The organism is Aliirhizobium sp. YIM B11859, assembly GCF_057163345.1.
The window spans coordinates 18,660-33,905 of sequence record NZ_JBXHAY010000008.1 but is presented as its reverse complement, the minus strand read 5'-3'; the positions used below and the strand labels follow the sequence as shown (position 1 = coordinate 33,905).

The following is a 15,246-nucleotide window of genomic DNA, read 5'->3' as shown; positions in this document are numbered from 1 at the left end:
GAAAAGGAGCGACGATGCCAAATCCTGTTTTCAGCAACTCGGAGATATCGATCTTCGAAACAATGTCCCGGCTCGCATCGCAGCATCGAAGCATCAATCTCGGTCAGGGATTTCCGGAGGGGTTGGAGCCCGCACCGTTGATAGAGGCCGCCATCCAGGCCTTGAGAGATGGTCCACATCAATATCCACCGATGATGGGACTGCCCGCCTTACGTCAGGCGGTCACGGAAAACGCGCGTCGATTTTTCGGTCTGGAAGTCGACTGGGAAAAGGAAGTCCTGATCACGTCCGGAGCAACCGAAGCGTTGGCCGCTTCACTCCTGGCGCTGCTCAACGCCGGAGATGAAGTGATCATTTTCGAGCCCGCTTATGACAGTTATGCACCGATCATCAGGCGGGCCGGTGCCATACCCGTACCTGTCCGACTTCTGCCGCCCACATGGGATATGCCACGCGAAGAATTGCTCTCGGCAATAACCGGAAAAACGCGAGCCGTTCTTCTCAATAACCCGATGAACCCAACCGGCAAGGTCTTCTCTGCCGATGAACTCACCTTTCTTGCTGAGTTGATGGAAGAAAACGATCTGATCGCGATCTCGGACGAGGTCTATGAGCATCTCGTGTTTGACGACCGTCGCCATATCTCGCTTTTTTCGATACCTGGCATAAGAGACAGGGTTGTCCGGATAGGATCGGCAGGAAAGTCATTCTCCTTGACTGGCTGGAAGGTCGGCTATGTTACCGCGGATGCCAAGTTGCTGCAGCCGATCACGCGGGCCCATCAATACATCAACTTCTCAACGCCGCCCGCGCTGCAGGCTGCCGTTGCCGTGGGGCTTCAATTGCCCGGTTCCTATTTCAATGAACTGCGCCAATCATTGCAGAACCGGCGAAATTTTCTGACCAATGGATTGCGGGCTGCGGGATTTGATGCACTTGGGTCAGCGGCGACCTATTTCGTCACCGTCGATTTAAGCGGCGGCGAACAGCAGGATGATTTTACGTTCTGTACCCGTCTAACGACTGAGGCAGGGGTGACGGCAATCCCGGTGTCGGCGTTCTACAGTACATGTGCCGTCAAAACCTTGGCCCGCTTTTGCTTTGCCAAGCAGCAGATGACGCTTCAAGAGGCGATCATAAGGCTCCTAAAATGGCGCGGTCTTCCGCAATCGAATATCCAACCGATCATCCAGGCGCTTTCAGACGAAGTTGCGTTGACACCAACATCAATTCCTTCCGCGGGCGCAGATTTGACCGAGCTTTTGGCGAGGACATACTGACAACCTGACCACAACGGCTCTTCAGAATACGTCGCACATGTGGGGCTGGCCTAGGATGCGCGTCGCGACAGGAGGCCGCCAAAAGAACCGGATTTCAGCGCTTGATACAGTATTGGCTTGAAGCTTGAAGGGACAGGTCTGAATGGAAAAAGGCCACGTGAAGTGGAATCGCGGTTTGCTCGTTCAAATGGCAGGTTTGTTCGCAAGCATTGGGCATGAAATGCGTTCTGTGTCGCACATTCTCGGAGAAAAGGGGCGTAAGTCCGTGATACCGGAAAAAGGCCAAGACCCGACTGCGTGCTCAACAGATCAGTTCCTTCCATATTAGGCCAGGAGCTTGATCCCGAGCTTTGGTGCAATCTTATCCATTCAATGGAAGGGAAGCACTATGGGTCGGGTTTTTCCCGGAAGCTGCACCGCGACACAGGCGGTTCGCCGAGCGATACAACATAGTCAATGGAGCCTGAGTGTAGGCCGGGCGCGGCAACATCACTCAGAAAATCGTCGCCAAATGGAAGATACGAGCTTCGGTGGCGGATCTGCCGGCTGATCCGAAAGGGCCGAAGTCAACGGCGCTGTCCAGTGATGACAAGGCGATCATCGTTTGCGTTCCGTCGGCATATCTTCACCTCGGGCACGGCCTACATACCGGTGTCGATCGGCTTCAGATTTATCCGCTCGATCGAAGCGTGGTTCATCTCGACGCGGGATGTGGTCCTCGGGCCATTATGGGCCTGGCATGACAATTGCGTCTCTGTTTCCATCGAAAGGAATTTCAGTGGAAATCAAGCCCATCCGGTATTTCGTCACCGTGGCCCGACACAAGAGCTTCAGCAAAGCCGCCACGGAACTCTCGATCGCCCAACCTGCCATCAGCCGCCAGATACAGCTTCTTGAGGAAGAACTTGGGGTAAAGGTCCTCTTCAGAACGACAAGGGGCGTAGAGCTGACGCCAGCAGGTGAGGAACTCTATCGTCAGGGAATGGAAATAATCGAGAGCGTCGATCAACTGACCCGTTCACTGCGTTCCCGGGCAGGCCGGTTGCATGGAAAAGTATCGATTGGCATTCCTCCCTCCTGTTCGGAATTGCTGGCGCCGCTGATCGTCAGCCAATGCCAGATCGAGTTGCCGGATGTGGAACTTCGCATCATCGAGGGGCTGACGGTTTTCCTTGAAGACTGGCTTGGTTCGGGACGCATCGATATGGCAATCCTTTCGGGCATTCCGATGAAGCCTTCGACGCTTTATTCCGCATTTGCAGAGGAGGAGCTCGTGCTGGCCGGACCTGCAAAGACGATCGGCAACGATGCAGCGGAGATCGGCACCGAAGACCTTTGTGCTCTTAATCTCATCATGGCCAAGGCCTTTCGTCTCGGCGTCGCCGAACAGTTGGGCATCGACGTTCAGCAGCTGCGCTGTGCGATGGAAATAGACAGCATTCCGGCGATCAAGAAAATCGTCGCCTCCGGCTACTACGCCACCATCCTTCCTCGCTCGCTGATTACCGACATAGATTTCGATGCCGGGATCAGGGTGCGAAGCATGGGCTCGCGCCCGAAGCGCAGCCTGTTCATTGGCGCACATCCACGCCTGGCGACTTCATCCGCCATTCGGGCTGTTCGGGATGTTCTTCTCGGGCCAGTCCGAAGTGAGCTGGTCTCGCCCGAATTTGACGGTAGAGAGCCACGCTTCAATCTTTCTGCAAATCGCGCCGTCGTCGGCAAACTCGAAGAACTCCCGGCATAAGTCTTATAACGGGAATGTCTTGGCCAGCGCTTCTGAATGCCTCTAACTTTCATATCAGTTATCGGAACCGGCGAATATCGGGGTGGTTCGAGGATGGATCGGCCTCTTGGGGGATGCGTGGTTTTGCCCCGCATCCCGCTCTTCTCGATAACGATGCCCGGTGACCGATAAGTCGGATCTAAAACAATAAAGGGAACAGGTCGTGAAAATAACCCGCAGGATGATGATGGGAGTAAGTGCCGCCACATGGCTGGGACTTTGTGGCGTGACGCATGCCCAGGAGGACAAGAAGGTTACGATCGTCCTCAGCACGACCGACCAGGATATTTCCTACGAGCCCTATGGACCGCTGCCGGCGCAGCTCGGCTTCTACAAGGACCAGGGTCTTGATGTGAATGTCGAGACGGCCAATACGACCGGGCAGGTGATCCAGTTGTTGCTGTCCGGCAAGGCGCAGTTCGGTCAGGTTTCTCCCGATGCGCTGCTTCTGACGGCAGACCATGGGGATGTCCCGCTCAAGATGGTCTATGTCCTGATCCGCAAAATGATCTATTCAGCGGCGGTTCTGCCCGACTCCAAGATCCAGACCTACGGCGACTTCAAGGGCAAGACGATCGGCTATCCCGCCTACCTGCCGTCGCTGGTCTCCTATATCGACAATCGCATGTCCGAATTCGGCAGTTCTTCCAAGGATACCAAGGAAGTCGACGCAGGGTATGGCGTCACCGCCATGGAAGCGCTGAAATCCGGCACCGTCGACGGTTTCGTCGCGTGGCCGGGGCTCTTTGCGGCCTACCAGAATGCCGGATATAAATTCCGGGTCCTGCCGGAAGCCGACTGGCAGTCGCAATATTACGGTATCGGCCTCGTTGCCCGCGCCGATTTCATCGAGAAAAATCCAGATCTCGTCGAGAAGATCGGTCGCGGCCTGGCACAGTCCGCCGTGTTTCTGAAGCATAATGCTCCGAGCGTTGTCGATACTTTCTGGCAGAGTTATCCGGCCCGCGCGCCGCTTCCCGGTGAAGATTCCGATACGCGCCGCAAGCAGGAAATCAACGTGCTTGCAGCGACGATGAATCAGATGCGGATCGATCAGCTGCCGGACGATTTCAAATGGGGGTCTCAGGACAAGGAGACCTGGGAACGCCACGTAGCGCTTCTGAAAAGAACGGGGCAGCTGAAGAACGACATCGATGTGACCAAGTATTTTACCAATGAATTCAGCGCCAAGTATAATGAATTCGATCATGCTGCGATCGTCGAGAAGGCCAAGTCCAAGTAAATCATGAGTGCCATCAGCCCCATAGGTGAAAACGGGTCGGCGATCGCGGCGATCAATGTCTCCGCCATATCGAAGACCTTCAAGTCCCGGAACGGAGAGGAGGTCATTGCCCTCTCCGACACCGATTTCAAACTGCAGCAAGGCGAATTCGTCTCCATCGTCGGCCCGAGCGGATGCGGCAAGTCAACCGTCATGCGCATCATCGCGGGCCTGATCGAGCCGACCAAGGGTGGCGTTTTCCTCAACGGAAGCGTCATTGACGGCCCATCGCAGAATGTCGGGATCGCGTTCCAGCGCCCGGTTCTTCTGCCATGGCTGTCGGTCGCGAAGAACATCGCCTTGCCTGCAGAACTGGCGGGCAAAATGCCGAAGGCGGCGATCGACGAGCGGGTCAAGCTGCTGCTGGAAATCATCAAGCTGCCGGGCAGCGGGAGCCGGTATCCGTCAGAGCTGTCCGGCGGCATGCAGCAGAGAGTGTCGATTGCCAGAGCGCTGATGGCGGAACCCTCGGTTCTTCTGATGGACGAGCCGTTCGGTGCGCTCGATGCTTTGACGCGCGAGCATATGCATGACGAACTTTTGGCGATCTGGGGTCAGAACAGCTCGACCGTCGTGTTCATCACCCATGACATAACGGAGGCGGTCTATCTCTCCGATCGGGTTCTCGTCATGGCCGCAAAACCTGGCCGGGTGATTGCCGACATCAAGATCAATCTGCCGCGACCGCGTCGTCCCGATTTGAGGGGAGATCCCGAGTTTGCTCGCATGAGCGCCGCGATCCGAGAGCTCATTCCCCATTAACGGCAGTCGCCTGACGGCCCGCCGGGTCGCAAACAGTGAAGAGAATTGTTGTGTCCATGAAAGCAGCTGCCCTTTTCATCGCAGCGAAATTCGCCCAGGTTGCCGCGGCTGTCATCGTCTGGCAGTTCATCGTGACGGCGCTTGCGGTCGATCCGCGTATCCTTCCGCCGCCCGACGCCGTCGCCTTGATGCTGTGGGCCCAGATCACCAGTGGCGCAATTATCCAGGCAGGCTGGATCACGCTGCAGGAGACCGTCATCGGCTTCGTCATCGGTTCGGTGCTCGGGATCGCACTCGCCGTTCTTCTGTCTGAAATAGACATTCTGAGGAGACTGCTGCAGCCCTATATCGTCGCACTCCAGGCCGTGCCAAAAGTGGCAGTGACACCATTGTTTCTGATCTGGTTCGGCTTCGGTCTGGAATCGAAGGTTGCCCTTGTCATCAGCATTCTGTTCTTCCCTGTCCTGGTCAACACGATGGCGGGGTTGGCGAGCACGAGCGAAGACCAGATCGAACTGATGCGGGCCTATGGCGCGACACGTTGGCAGATGCTGATGCGCCTCAAGATCTATGTCGCCTTGCCCTATATCTTCGCTGCGTTCGAAGTCAGTCTGGTTCTCGCGCTGACGGCCGCGGTGGTGGCCGAACTTCTTGGCTCGGGAACGCTTGTGGGACTTGGTACGCTGATCAAGATCTACGATGCGCGAATGAATTCGGCAGGCATGTGGGCGGTGCTGATCGTTCTGTCATTGCTCGGCGTTGCGATGCACGGACTGGTCGTGCAGGCGAAGAACAGACTTATCAGCTGGGATCGGAAGGCCTGAACCCGCGATTATCCGCGTGGGGGAATGCTCCCACGCTCAACAGATTACCTGAAATTTGATCAACAGGAGTATAGACCATGGCAAAGCGAGCAATCGCTGTGGGAGATGTTTTGCCTTCTTTCGAGGCATATCCGATTGCAGTTGAAGCCGACGGGCTTCTCTATATCAGCGGTCTGCGCGGCGGACGGCCGGATGCGACGCCGACACGGTTCGACGAACTTCCCGCCTCCTTCCAGACGCAGGCGCAGGGCTTCACCATGGCAGACGCCATGGAAGGCGCATTTTCCGCCGATGCCTGGACGGTGCATGAAAACCTCGAAAAGGTCATGGTCGCTGCTGGCAGTGATGGCAGCCAGGTGCTGCGCCAGCATGTCTGGCAGAAGGACAAGCGCTTTTTCCCGCAATATGAGCGGGTTCGGATCGAGTGGCAGAAAGTGCCGTCGCCAAGCTCCGGCCTCGGCGTCGCGGATATCGCTGGCCGGTTCGGCCGATATTATGGCATCGATGCGCTGGGCGTCGTGCCGGGCAAGAACGAGCTTTACCCGGAACGCGCAACCGTCCGGACCTTCGATAACAAGGATCTGCCGAGCGCATCCTATTATTCGCAGGCAGTTCGCTGCGGTCCCCTGATCTTCCTTGCCGGTCATATTCCGATCCAGACGGACAAGCCCGGCAAGCCGCTGGTTCGCTCCTATGACGACGTGCCGGCCGAAGGCCAGATCCTGATGACGGGTCGCAGCCACCCGGACAGCCGTCACGGCCCCATCGCTGCCCAGACCTGGTACACTTATGACCAGATCCGCAAGAACCTGGCGGCCCAGGGCCTGTCGATGGACGATATCATCCAGGTGACGATCTTCCTGCAGGACATCCGCGATTTCGGTGCTTTCCACAAGGTTCACCGTCATTTCTTCCCGGAAGGCGGCCCTGCGATGACCGTGACCGGCTTCGACGAGGTCGGCCATCGCGGCACGCTGATCGAGATCGAGCCAACGGCGCTCGACCCGGAACACAAGATCAGGCCGAAATCGGTGGAATGGCCGATCGTAGCCCCCTTCGCTGGTCCGGCGGCGGTCATTGGCGGCAATGTCGCCTTCTTTGCCGGCATGCTCGGATTGGACGTCGAGGGGCATCTGGTTCGCGACGCACGCGATATCGAGGATGAATCCGGGCAGCGGATCGTTGCTGATCTCGAAGCACGGGAACGGGTTCCGGGTCTCGCGGCCCAGTGCTGGGCTTCTTGGGCGTTGCTCCGCGACACGATGAAAAATGCCGATATGCCGCTCACCGCACTGACGAAGACCACGGTCTATCTGCGTGATGCGGAAGATCTCGTCATCTACGAAGCTGTTCGCTCCTGCTTCATCAATGACGATCTGCCAGCGTTCGACTGCGTTATCGTTCACGGTCCTGGCCCCGTCGCAGAAGCGCTCGTTCAGATCGAAGCGATCGCATCGACCTCAGATGTTTGATGCCAGCCTTTTAGCAAGCTGGGGTTTCGCCCTTGCCTGCATGGTCGTCTTCGTCGGCTCGATGCTGCAAGCCGTAACGGGTTTCGGGTTCGCGATGTTTGCCGCACCATTGCTGGCAGCCATCTCGCCCGATCTGGTTCCGGGCCCTGTGCTGCTCCTGACCCTCATCTTCACGATGGGGGTCATCCGCCGCGAGTGGAAGAATGTCGACTGGTCAGGCCTATGCTGGATACTGGCCGGTCGGTTGCCCTTCACGCTACTGGCGGTCCTCGTGATGGGTTATGTCTCACGGGACATGACGACGATCGTCTTTGCGATCTTCGTTCTGACCGGTGTCGCGCTCAGCCTCACCCGTTTGAGGATCGAGCCCAGTCCGCTGGCGCTCCTTATTACCGGTGGGCTTGCGGGCTTCTTCGGGACGGTGACATCGATCGGCGCACCGCCGCTGGCGCTAATCTATCAGCATCAGAAGAGCAGCACCGTCCGCGGAACGCTGGCGATCAATATCGTGGTGGGCTGCGCCTTCTCGCTGATCATGCTGTTCCTGTTCGGCAATATCGGGTCACAGGATCTGGTGCGGGCATCGGCGCTGGTCCCCGCATCGATGATCGGACTATTCTCTTCCTCGTTGATCGTGACGCGGATCAACGACCTTCTTCTTCGCCGGCTATTGCTGGTCATTGTCGCTGTCGCTGCGATTTTCGTCCTGCTGCGAACCGTGTTCTAGACGCTGGCGGGCCGGCATCGATGAGAATGAGGATGCGCGAGCGAGAAGCCCGGCAGAGCCGGACGAGAAGCAAAACGCTCCATCGCGTAACGGGCTGCATTCCGCCAGTCCGCCCTGCCGCTGACTGAGCCTTCATCCGTAGGCCTGTCAGGTCGTAGTCCAGCCCACATGCCCATTCACAATCGGTGGCAGTTTCCAGTAGATAATCAACTTGGCCAAGTAGGGCCGCATATTCTCCAGAACTCACTTGGAGGCGGGGTCGCTGTGATCCGCCGCTAGCAGAATCCCGGTACCTCGCTCGAAATCGTGCGATGGCCGGCTTTCGCTGTAAATATTGGCATTGGCGACGTCATCTCAAAAACTGGTTGCTTGTCCATTGTGGCGAGGGCGACATGCCGACAATCGCCCCGGTTAACCAGCCATTCCGCACATTCCAGCTGACGATGGCGGTATCTAGCCGTGAACATTCTCTGCGCAGACCGTTCACCGGCAACTCATGAAACTATGCAAGGCGGGTCGATGATCCTGCTTCCACCACGAGTAATGTGAGAGACGCAATCTGGCTAAGGTTAGATGCAATCGTTTCCATTTCATAAACGCCGATTTTGGCTGATGCTAGGATCGCACCAACGATCGCACTGCGTTGCCCAAGTACCCCTGCAAGATCTCGACAAATTGGTTGGCGCCATCGGATGTACGCAAGGCGAGACCAATTTTCCCCAGTTTCGGGAGCCTTGAATCCTTATACCGGACAACACCTTCAGGTGCGGCAATAGGCACTCTGCAGGTGACGCCCAGTCCTGCTGCAACGGCGGACCAAAGACCGGTCACACTTGTTGTCGCGACTGTGATCCGCGTAGCCTCCCGCGCCTTGGAAAGCTCATCGATGCCGAGGTCGCGAAACAGACAGGGAGACTGCAAAACGACAATCGGCAAAGACAGCTTCGGATCGCTTGTAAATGACTTTGCCGCCATCCATTCAATCGGGAATGTCGCGATCGGCTCTGGAGACGCAGTTTCTGTACTCGCTATCCAGTGCAGTGCGATGTCCACTTCGGCAGCCTCGACCTTTTCGATTATCTCGCTGTTGCGCAGGACCTGCGTTTCGGTCGAAATTCCGGGATGAGCAGACATGAAGGACGACAACAAGGGCGGCAGCCATGTTTCAGCCAGGTCCGCAGGCACGGCAAGCTTGATTGTCTGGTCGGCCATCGCGCCGGCTATGATACGCAATCCCTCGTCGTTTGCCGACACGATCCTTTCGGCATAGGGGAGCAGCTTGCGCGCGTGCTCCGTCGGCACCACTCCGCGACCCGCACGACTGAACATCTTCACGCCAAGCATTAGCTCAAGCCGCTGAATCTGAAGCGTGACGGTCGAGGGGCTTTTCCCGCGGATGACCGCTGCCTTTGCCAGGCTCTGTTCGCGCATGCTCTCGATAAAGGTTCTCAACACATCGACGTCGAAGTTCGTTTCAATCTCTGCCACTGCAATGGTCCGTCAACTCAACTTGTGATGGTCTGATACTACGCTTTTTGGGAGTTTTGCCAAAGCAAATTGTTTTTTATAAATCGTTTGATATTTGAAAAGTTTGTGCGTGCCTCGATCCGTAGTTTGTCGATAGAGTTTATCGACATTCAGTTCGCCGCAGTGGCGACTTCAACAAGCGGAGTGAGAGCTTCATGCGCATTATTATCAGATCGATCGGTCTCGCAGCTGCGGTCGCGGCGTCTGTTTCCGGCATTGCCGTTTCATCGGCGGCAGCAGACTGGAAGCCTGAACGGCGAGTAGAAATCGTTCTGGGTACCGGTGCCGGTGAAGGCGGACTCAACCGCACCGCCCGGTTCCTGCGCGAATGGCTGGTCAGCAAGGGCAAGATACCGGAAAGCAGTATCGTTCTGAACAAGCCAGGTGGTGGCCACGCGCTGGCGCTGGCCTACACCGCAAGCCATGAAGGCTCGGCTGAATATATTCAGCTCGTCAACACGCCGCTCATCACCAACAACATCCTCGGTCGCAGCCCCATCACCTATGAGCAGTTTACGCCGCTGGCGCTTCTCTACGACGAGGAAGTGACCTTCACCGTTGCCAAGGATTCAAAGATCAAGGATGCGCAAGACCTTCTGGCGAGATTGAAGGCCGATCCGGGTTCGGTCGTGTTTTCGACAGCGACCGGTCTTGGAACCGTGCAGCATATCGCAACGCTTGCGGTGGCGAAGAGCGCTGGCGTCGACCTTCATTCGGGCCAGCTGAAGACGGTCAACTTTTCCTCCGGCAATGCCGAGGCAATCACGGCGGCGCTTGGCGGTCGTATCGATGTGGTTGTGTCTTCCCCGTTACCCGTTCGCCCGTTCGTCGAATCCGGCGACATGCGAGTCATCGCCGTTGCCAGCGAAGAGCGCGGCAAGGGTTTCCTCAAGGATGTTCCGACCTGGAAAGAGCTGGGCGTCGATTCCCGCATCACGGCCTGGCGTGCTTTCGTCGCTCCAAAGGGGCTGAAACCCGAGCAGGTGAAGTTCTGGAACGACACGCTCGCGGAACTGTCCACTTCGCCGGAATGGGCGAAGGAACTGGCCGATACCGGCGGAAATGTCCGCTATCTCGACAATGAAAAGACCGGTGCGTTCTTCAAGAGCGAGACCGAACGCTACAGCAAGGTCTATCAGGGCCTTGGGCTGGAAGCGCAGGCAGCGAAGTGATCCGGTCATGAATGTGTCACCCCGCAAATCGAGCACTTCAGGCTCGAAGCAATGGATCGGCAGGCTGCCGCCGGAAGCCCGGCTCAGCATCGCACTTGCGGGGATCACCTGCGTGGTGGCCGCAGCCTACCTTTACAGCACAAGCCTCCTGCATGTGCCCGAGATGGTCGATCCGGTAGGCCCGGCCACCTTCCCCTACCTGATCGGCATATGCCTTTTGCTCTGCGCTGCCGGACTGGTCTTCGAAGGTGTGTCGAAAGGACGGGGGCAGCTCCCGCCGCAAGATGTTCGCGAGAAAAAGCCGATCTCTGACTATCTCGTCAGTGTCGGAACGATTGTCTGGACGCTGATCTATTTCGCAGCGTTTGATCGGGTCGGTTACGTTGTCTCGACGGCGGTGTTTCTGCTTGGCCTGATGAGTGTCTTTTATCGCGGCTTCCACATCACCAACCTGCTTGTTTCGGTCGGATTTGCGATTGTGAGCTACGTGCTTTTCACGCGGTTCTTCGAGGTTGTTCTACCGCCGGGACCATTTTTCGGAGGCGTGCTCTGATGGAACTCGGCGCTACCTTTTTCGATGGCCTTGCGATCGCCATCCAGCCGCACAATCTCGCCTATACCGTCATCGGGTGCCTCATGGGCACGATCGTCGGCATCCTGCCCGGGCTTGGTCCGTCGGCGGGCATGGCGCTGCTGATCCCCGTCATCTACGGCATGGATCCGGCCGGCGCGCTGATGATGGTCGCGGCCATCTATTACGGGGCGATGTATGGCGGCTCCGCGACGTCGATCCTGTTGAACACGCCGGGCGAGTCGTCATCGGTGATGACGACTCTCGATGGCTATCAGATGGCCAAGAATGGCCGCGCCGGCGCCGCGCTTGCGGTATCCGCAATCGGTTCTTTCATCGCGGGCACGGTCGGGATCCTGTTGCTCGGCCTGCTTGCCAAGCCGCTGTCCCTGCTTGCGCTCAAGTTCGGCCCACCGGAATATTTCACCCTGATGGTCTTTTCGATGACGTCCGTTGCCTCGCTGGGCGGCAAGTCAGTGGCGCGCGGAATGTTGTCGATGCTGCTCGGCCTTGCCATCGCGACAATCGGCATCGACCTTCAGAGCGGGCTTCCGCGTTTCACCGGTGGTAATGTCAATCTTCTCGACGGGGTGGATTTTGTCCTGGCAGCCGTCGGCATGTTTGCCTTGTCGGAAGTTTTTCTCAGTCTGGAATCGCATATCCGAAGCCCCGCCGAGCTGATCGGCATCAAGGGCCGTCTCTGGCTCAGCCGGGAAGAATGGTCCCGTTCGATCTGGCCGATCCTGCGCGGAACGGCGATCGGTTTCGTCAAGGGCGTTTTGCCGGGCGGCGGTGCGACGATCTCCACGGTCATCTCGTACAATCTCGAACGTTCGCTGTCGCCACGCCGCAAGGAATTCGGCACCGGTATGATCGAGGGCGTCGCCGGGCCTGAAGCGGCAAACAATGCGGCGAGCTCCGGGTCGATGGTTCCTTTGCTCGCGCTGGGTATCCCGGGATCCGGTGCCACGGCCGTGCTTCTCGGAGCCTTTGTCATTCTCGGGATACAGCCCGGGCCACTGATGATGAGCCAGCGCCCGGACGTGTTCTGGAGCATGGTCAGCAGCATGTATATCGGCAATGTCGTGCTCTTTTTGCTCAACCTGCCGCTGATCTTCATCTTCGTTCGGCTGCTCTATATCCCTGCCGGCGTGCTTCTGCCGCTGATCATCGCCATCGCCACGATCGGCGTCTATGCCACCAATACCAGCGCTTTCGACCTCTATCTGGTCCTCGGGTTCGGTATTCTCGGTTATATCTTCAAGAAAATCGACGTTCCCGTCGCGCCCATGGTGCTGGCGCTTGTCCTGGGTGGATCGATGGAACAGTCGTTCCGCCAGTCGATGACGATATCCGGGGCCGATCCGTCGATTTTCCTCAGCACGGGGATCGCCGTCTTCTTCCTGGTGCTCAGCGTTGGTGCGCTTGCCATCTCCACATTGATGCCGCTGTTTCTCGGACGTGAATCCCGTTCGGTTCTTGCGGAAGGAGCCGGCGATGTCTGATCTCGTACGGTTCAAGCAACATGCTGGCGATCCGCACGATGGAGCTGATTGGCTTTCGCGGGCAAGGGAATTGTCGCAGACGTTTGCTGAAGGCGCGGCCCTGGTTGATCGTGCAGCGGTCTTCCCTACAGAAAACTTCTCCCGCCTGAGGGATCATGGCCTTCTCGCGTTGACGGCGCCGTCTGCATGGGGTGGCGGTGGGGCTGGCCTGTCGGATGCATCACGGGTCATCATCGAAATCGCCAAGGGCGAACCGTCAACCGCGCTCATCCTTTTCATGCAATATGTAAATCTCGCACTGCTGCCGAGGGGAAGGGCGCCCGAGCATATCGCCCGGCAAATCGTCGGTGATGCCGTCGCCTCGGGCTCCCTGATAAACTCGCTGAGGGTCGAGCCCGATCTCGGCAGCCCCGCACGCGGCGGATTGCCGGAGACGACCGCGCGGCGAACGGAACATGGCTGGCGCCTTTCTGGCACCAAGATCTACTCGACAGGCAGCACGGGACTGACCTGGATGCTGGTCTGGGCCCGAACGGATGAGCCGGAAATCCGCGTCGGCCGTTTCCTGGTACCCGCCAACGCGGCCGGAATTTCCATCAAGCCAAGCTGGAACACGCTGGGAATGCGCGCGACGGTCAGTCATGCGGTAACCTTCCGGGACGTCGAGCTTGCCTTCGATGCGGCTGTCGATATCAGTCCTGCAGCCGAACAGCGTGGCAAGGAGCCGCTGGAAAGCGCCTGGAGCGCCTGCCTGCTCGGCTCTGTCTATCACGGCATCGCGCTCTCTGCCCGCGATTGGCTGGTCGGTTTTCTGAACAGCCGGAAACCTTCCAACCTCGGTGCGCCTCTCTCTTCCTTGCCGCGGGTGCAGGAGGCGCTTGGCCGTATCGAGGAGAAACTGTTTTGCAATGAGCAACTGCTCGCGCGCCTCGGGCAACGCGTCGATGAAGGCGATGTGCTCCCGCCCAGCCATCCCGGCTTTCTCAAAAGCATCGTGACTGAAAACGCGATTGCCGTGGTCGAGGAGGCGCTGAAACTCACCGGCAACAACGGGATCAGCCTCGACAATCCGCTGGAGAGGCATCACCGGAACGTGCTTTGCGGCCGGATCCATACGCCGCAACAGGATGCCGTTTGGACGGCGGCCGGACGCGCGCTCAGTATCAAATCTTAGGTATTCAGGAGAGCATCATGCCAGTCGAATTCACCGGCTATGTCGGGCATTTCAATTCATCGGAGACCATGAAGCGACAAAGTTCCGCACTTGATGTCGGCCATATCGAGTCCGTTGCCAAAGCCCATGAATATGTCGGGTTCGATCGGGTTCTCGTGGCCTTCAATTCGAATTCCGCCGAAAGCATCATGATCGGCCATCATGTGGCGGCCGTGACGGAGCACCTGAAGCTGATGATCGCGCATCGCCCCGGTTTCACGGCGCCGACGCTTGCCGCCCGCCAGTTGGCAACACTCGACCAGTTTTCGAAGGGACGCATCGGCGTCCATATCATCACCGGCGGCAATGACGCGGAGCTTGCACAGGATGGCGACCATCTGACCAAGGACGAGCGTTATGCCCGCACAGGCGAATATATAGAGGTTCTGCGCCGCGAATGGCGCGAGGCGCAACCCTTTGATTTTGATGGTCACTACTATCAGGTCAAAAAAGGTTTCGGCGATGTCAAACCCCATAACGGTTCCAGCATCCCGATCTTTTTCGGCGGCGCCTCCGATGCAGCCTTGGTCGTTGCCGGTGCACATGCCGATATCTACGCGCTATATGGCGAGACCTACGAACAGGTCGAGGAACTGACGGCGCGGGTAAGGACTGCTGCTGCCCCGTTTGGCCGCACACCTAAGTTCAGCGTTTCGCTGCGGGTGATCCTCGCCGATACCGAGGAAAAGGCTTGGCAGAAGGCCGGCACGATCCTTGAGCAAGCATCTGCGCTTCGCCAGGCGGGCGGCAACAGCCAGTCGCCGCACAACATCCGTCGCAAACGTAAAGAAGGCGAGGTGCCGCCGAATGAAGGCTCGCGCCGGTTGCTTGCGGCCGCCGAAAAAGGCGAGCGTCTCGACAAGTGCCTGTGGACGGGCATGGCCAAACTGACCTCCGCACAGGGCAATTCGACGGCACTGGTCGGAACGCCGGACCAGGTGGCCGATGCCATCCTCGGTTATTATGAACTGGGCGTCGAGACCTTCCTTGTGCGCGGTTTTGATCCGCTCGTCGATGCAATCCAGTATGGGCGTGAACTGCTTCCGCGTGTTCGGGCGCTTGTCGCCGAGCGTGATCGAGACGCCGCCCCGCCCTCGATTGCAGCAGCCTGAGACGATTTAAAGG

General features: G+C 58.1%; 13 protein-coding genes and 1 pseudogene. 13 read left to right on the top strand and 1 reads right to left on the bottom strand.

What is annotated here, in order from left to right; all coding sequences use genetic code 11:
• Window positions 1-14 precede the first annotated feature (14 nt).
• From AC2GXZ_RS25380 to AC2GXZ_RS25345, 8 genes and pseudogenes are all read left to right on the top strand, one after another.
• On the top strand, window positions 15-1,280 hold the full coding sequence (locus tag AC2GXZ_RS25380) for an aminotransferase (protein ID WP_483762016.1): 1,266 nt from the start codon (window positions 15-17) through the stop codon (window positions 1,278-1,280).
• Between the two features lie 388 nt (window positions 1,281-1,668).
• A pseudogene (locus AC2GXZ_RS25375) lies at window positions 1,669-1,901 on the top strand (IS481 family transposase); the annotation flags it as partial.
• Window positions 1,902-1,989: 88 nt separating this feature from the next.
• Window positions 1,990-3,027, top strand: a complete 1,038-nt coding sequence (locus AC2GXZ_RS25370; RefSeq protein ID WP_483762015.1) for a LysR family transcriptional regulator — start codon at window positions 1,990-1,992, stop codon at window positions 3,025-3,027.
• 202 nt (window positions 3,028-3,229) lie between these two features.
• A complete protein-coding gene (locus tag AC2GXZ_RS25365) occupies window positions 3,230-4,309 on the top strand; it encodes an ABC transporter substrate-binding protein (RefSeq protein ID WP_483762014.1) in 1,080 nt (359 codons plus the stop codon).
• A 3-nt stretch (window positions 4,310-4,312) separates the two neighbouring features.
• Entirely contained in the window at window positions 4,313-5,110 is a 798-nt protein-coding gene (locus AC2GXZ_RS25360) for an ABC transporter ATP-binding protein (RefSeq protein ID WP_483762013.1), read from the top strand.
• 56 nt (window positions 5,111-5,166) lie between these two features.
• The gene (locus tag AC2GXZ_RS25355; RefSeq protein ID WP_483762229.1) at window positions 5,167-5,934 is read left to right on the top strand and encodes an ABC transporter permease; all 768 of its coding nucleotides are present in this window, start codon (window positions 5,167-5,169) and stop codon (window positions 5,932-5,934) included.
• A 77-nt stretch (window positions 5,935-6,011) separates the two neighbouring features.
• Complete coding sequence (locus AC2GXZ_RS25350; RefSeq protein WP_483762012.1) at window positions 6,012-7,406, top strand: Rid family hydrolase; 1,395 nt, start codon at window positions 6,012-6,014, stop codon at window positions 7,404-7,406.
• On the top strand, window positions 7,399-8,133 hold the full coding sequence (locus AC2GXZ_RS25345) for a TSUP family transporter (RefSeq protein WP_483762011.1): 735 nt from the start codon (window positions 7,399-7,401) through the stop codon (window positions 8,131-8,133). Before AC2GXZ_RS25350 ends, AC2GXZ_RS25345 begins: the two co-directional genes overlap by 8 nt.
• Window positions 8,134-8,748: 615 nt before the next feature.
• Here the strand turns inward: AC2GXZ_RS25345 and AC2GXZ_RS25340 are convergent.
• Window positions 8,749-9,621: a LysR substrate-binding domain-containing protein gene (locus tag AC2GXZ_RS25340; protein ID WP_483762010.1), complete on the bottom strand. Its 873-nt coding sequence runs from the start codon at window positions 9,619-9,621 to the stop codon at window positions 8,749-8,751.
• A gap of 194 nt (window positions 9,622-9,815) precedes the next feature.
• On the opposite strand from AC2GXZ_RS25340, the gene AC2GXZ_RS25335 reads away from it, so the two are divergent.
• The 5 genes from AC2GXZ_RS25335 to AC2GXZ_RS25315 are packed head-to-tail and all read left to right on the top strand — an operon-like array spanning window position 9,816 to window position 15,233.
• The gene (locus AC2GXZ_RS25335) at window positions 9,816-10,832 is read left to right on the top strand and encodes a Bug family tripartite tricarboxylate transporter substrate binding protein (protein WP_483762009.1); all 1,017 of its coding nucleotides are present in this window, start codon (window positions 9,816-9,818) and stop codon (window positions 10,830-10,832) included.
• Between the two features lie 7 nt (window positions 10,833-10,839).
• Entirely contained in the window at window positions 10,840-11,385 is a 546-nt protein-coding gene (locus tag AC2GXZ_RS25330; protein WP_483762008.1) for a tripartite tricarboxylate transporter TctB family protein, read from the top strand.
• The gene (locus AC2GXZ_RS25325) at window positions 11,385-12,908 is read left to right on the top strand and encodes a tripartite tricarboxylate transporter permease (protein WP_483762007.1); all 1,524 of its coding nucleotides are present in this window, start codon (window positions 11,385-11,387) and stop codon (window positions 12,906-12,908) included. Before AC2GXZ_RS25330 ends, AC2GXZ_RS25325 begins: the two co-directional genes overlap by 1 nt.
• Entirely contained in the window at window positions 12,901-14,082 is a 1,182-nt protein-coding gene (locus AC2GXZ_RS25320) for an acyl-CoA dehydrogenase family protein (protein ID WP_483762006.1), read from the top strand. Before AC2GXZ_RS25325 ends, AC2GXZ_RS25320 begins: the two co-directional genes overlap by 8 nt.
• Window positions 14,083-14,099: 17 nt before the next feature.
• Window positions 14,100-15,233 carry an LLM class flavin-dependent oxidoreductase gene (locus AC2GXZ_RS25315; RefSeq protein ID WP_483762005.1) on the top strand — a complete coding sequence of 378 codons (1,134 nt, stop codon included), beginning with the start codon at window positions 14,100-14,102 and terminating at the stop codon, window positions 15,231-15,233.
• The last annotated feature ends 13 nt before the right edge of the window (window positions 15,234-15,246 follow it).

Coding starts and splice junctions, on each gene's coding strand:
- AC2GXZ_RS25380 (WP_483762016.1), top strand. CDS start 15: ATGCCAAATCCTGTTTTCAGCAACTCGGAGATATCGATCTTCGAAACA.
- AC2GXZ_RS25370 (WP_483762015.1), top strand. CDS start 1,990: ATGTGGTCCTCGGGCCATTATGGGCCTGGCATGACAATTGCGTCTCTG.
- AC2GXZ_RS25360 (WP_483762013.1), top strand. CDS start 4,313: ATGAGTGCCATCAGCCCCATAGGTGAAAACGGGTCGGCGATCGCGGCG.
- AC2GXZ_RS25355 (WP_483762229.1), top strand. CDS start 5,167: ATGAAAGCAGCTGCCCTTTTCATCGCAGCGAAATTCGCCCAGGTTGCC.
- AC2GXZ_RS25350 (WP_483762012.1), top strand. CDS start 6,012: ATGGCAAAGCGAGCAATCGCTGTGGGAGATGTTTTGCCTTCTTTCGAG.
- AC2GXZ_RS25345 (WP_483762011.1), top strand. CDS start 7,399: ATGTTTGATGCCAGCCTTTTAGCAAGCTGGGGTTTCGCCCTTGCCTGC.
- AC2GXZ_RS25335 (WP_483762009.1), top strand. CDS start 9,816: ATGCGCATTATTATCAGATCGATCGGTCTCGCAGCTGCGGTCGCGGCG.
- AC2GXZ_RS25330 (WP_483762008.1), top strand. CDS start 10,840: ATGAATGTGTCACCCCGCAAATCGAGCACTTCAGGCTCGAAGCAATGG.
- AC2GXZ_RS25325 (WP_483762007.1), top strand. CDS start 11,385: ATGGAACTCGGCGCTACCTTTTTCGATGGCCTTGCGATCGCCATCCAG.
- AC2GXZ_RS25320 (WP_483762006.1), top strand. CDS start 12,901: ATGTCTGATCTCGTACGGTTCAAGCAACATGCTGGCGATCCGCACGAT.
- AC2GXZ_RS25315 (WP_483762005.1), top strand. CDS start 14,100: ATGCCAGTCGAATTCACCGGCTATGTCGGGCATTTCAATTCATCGGAG.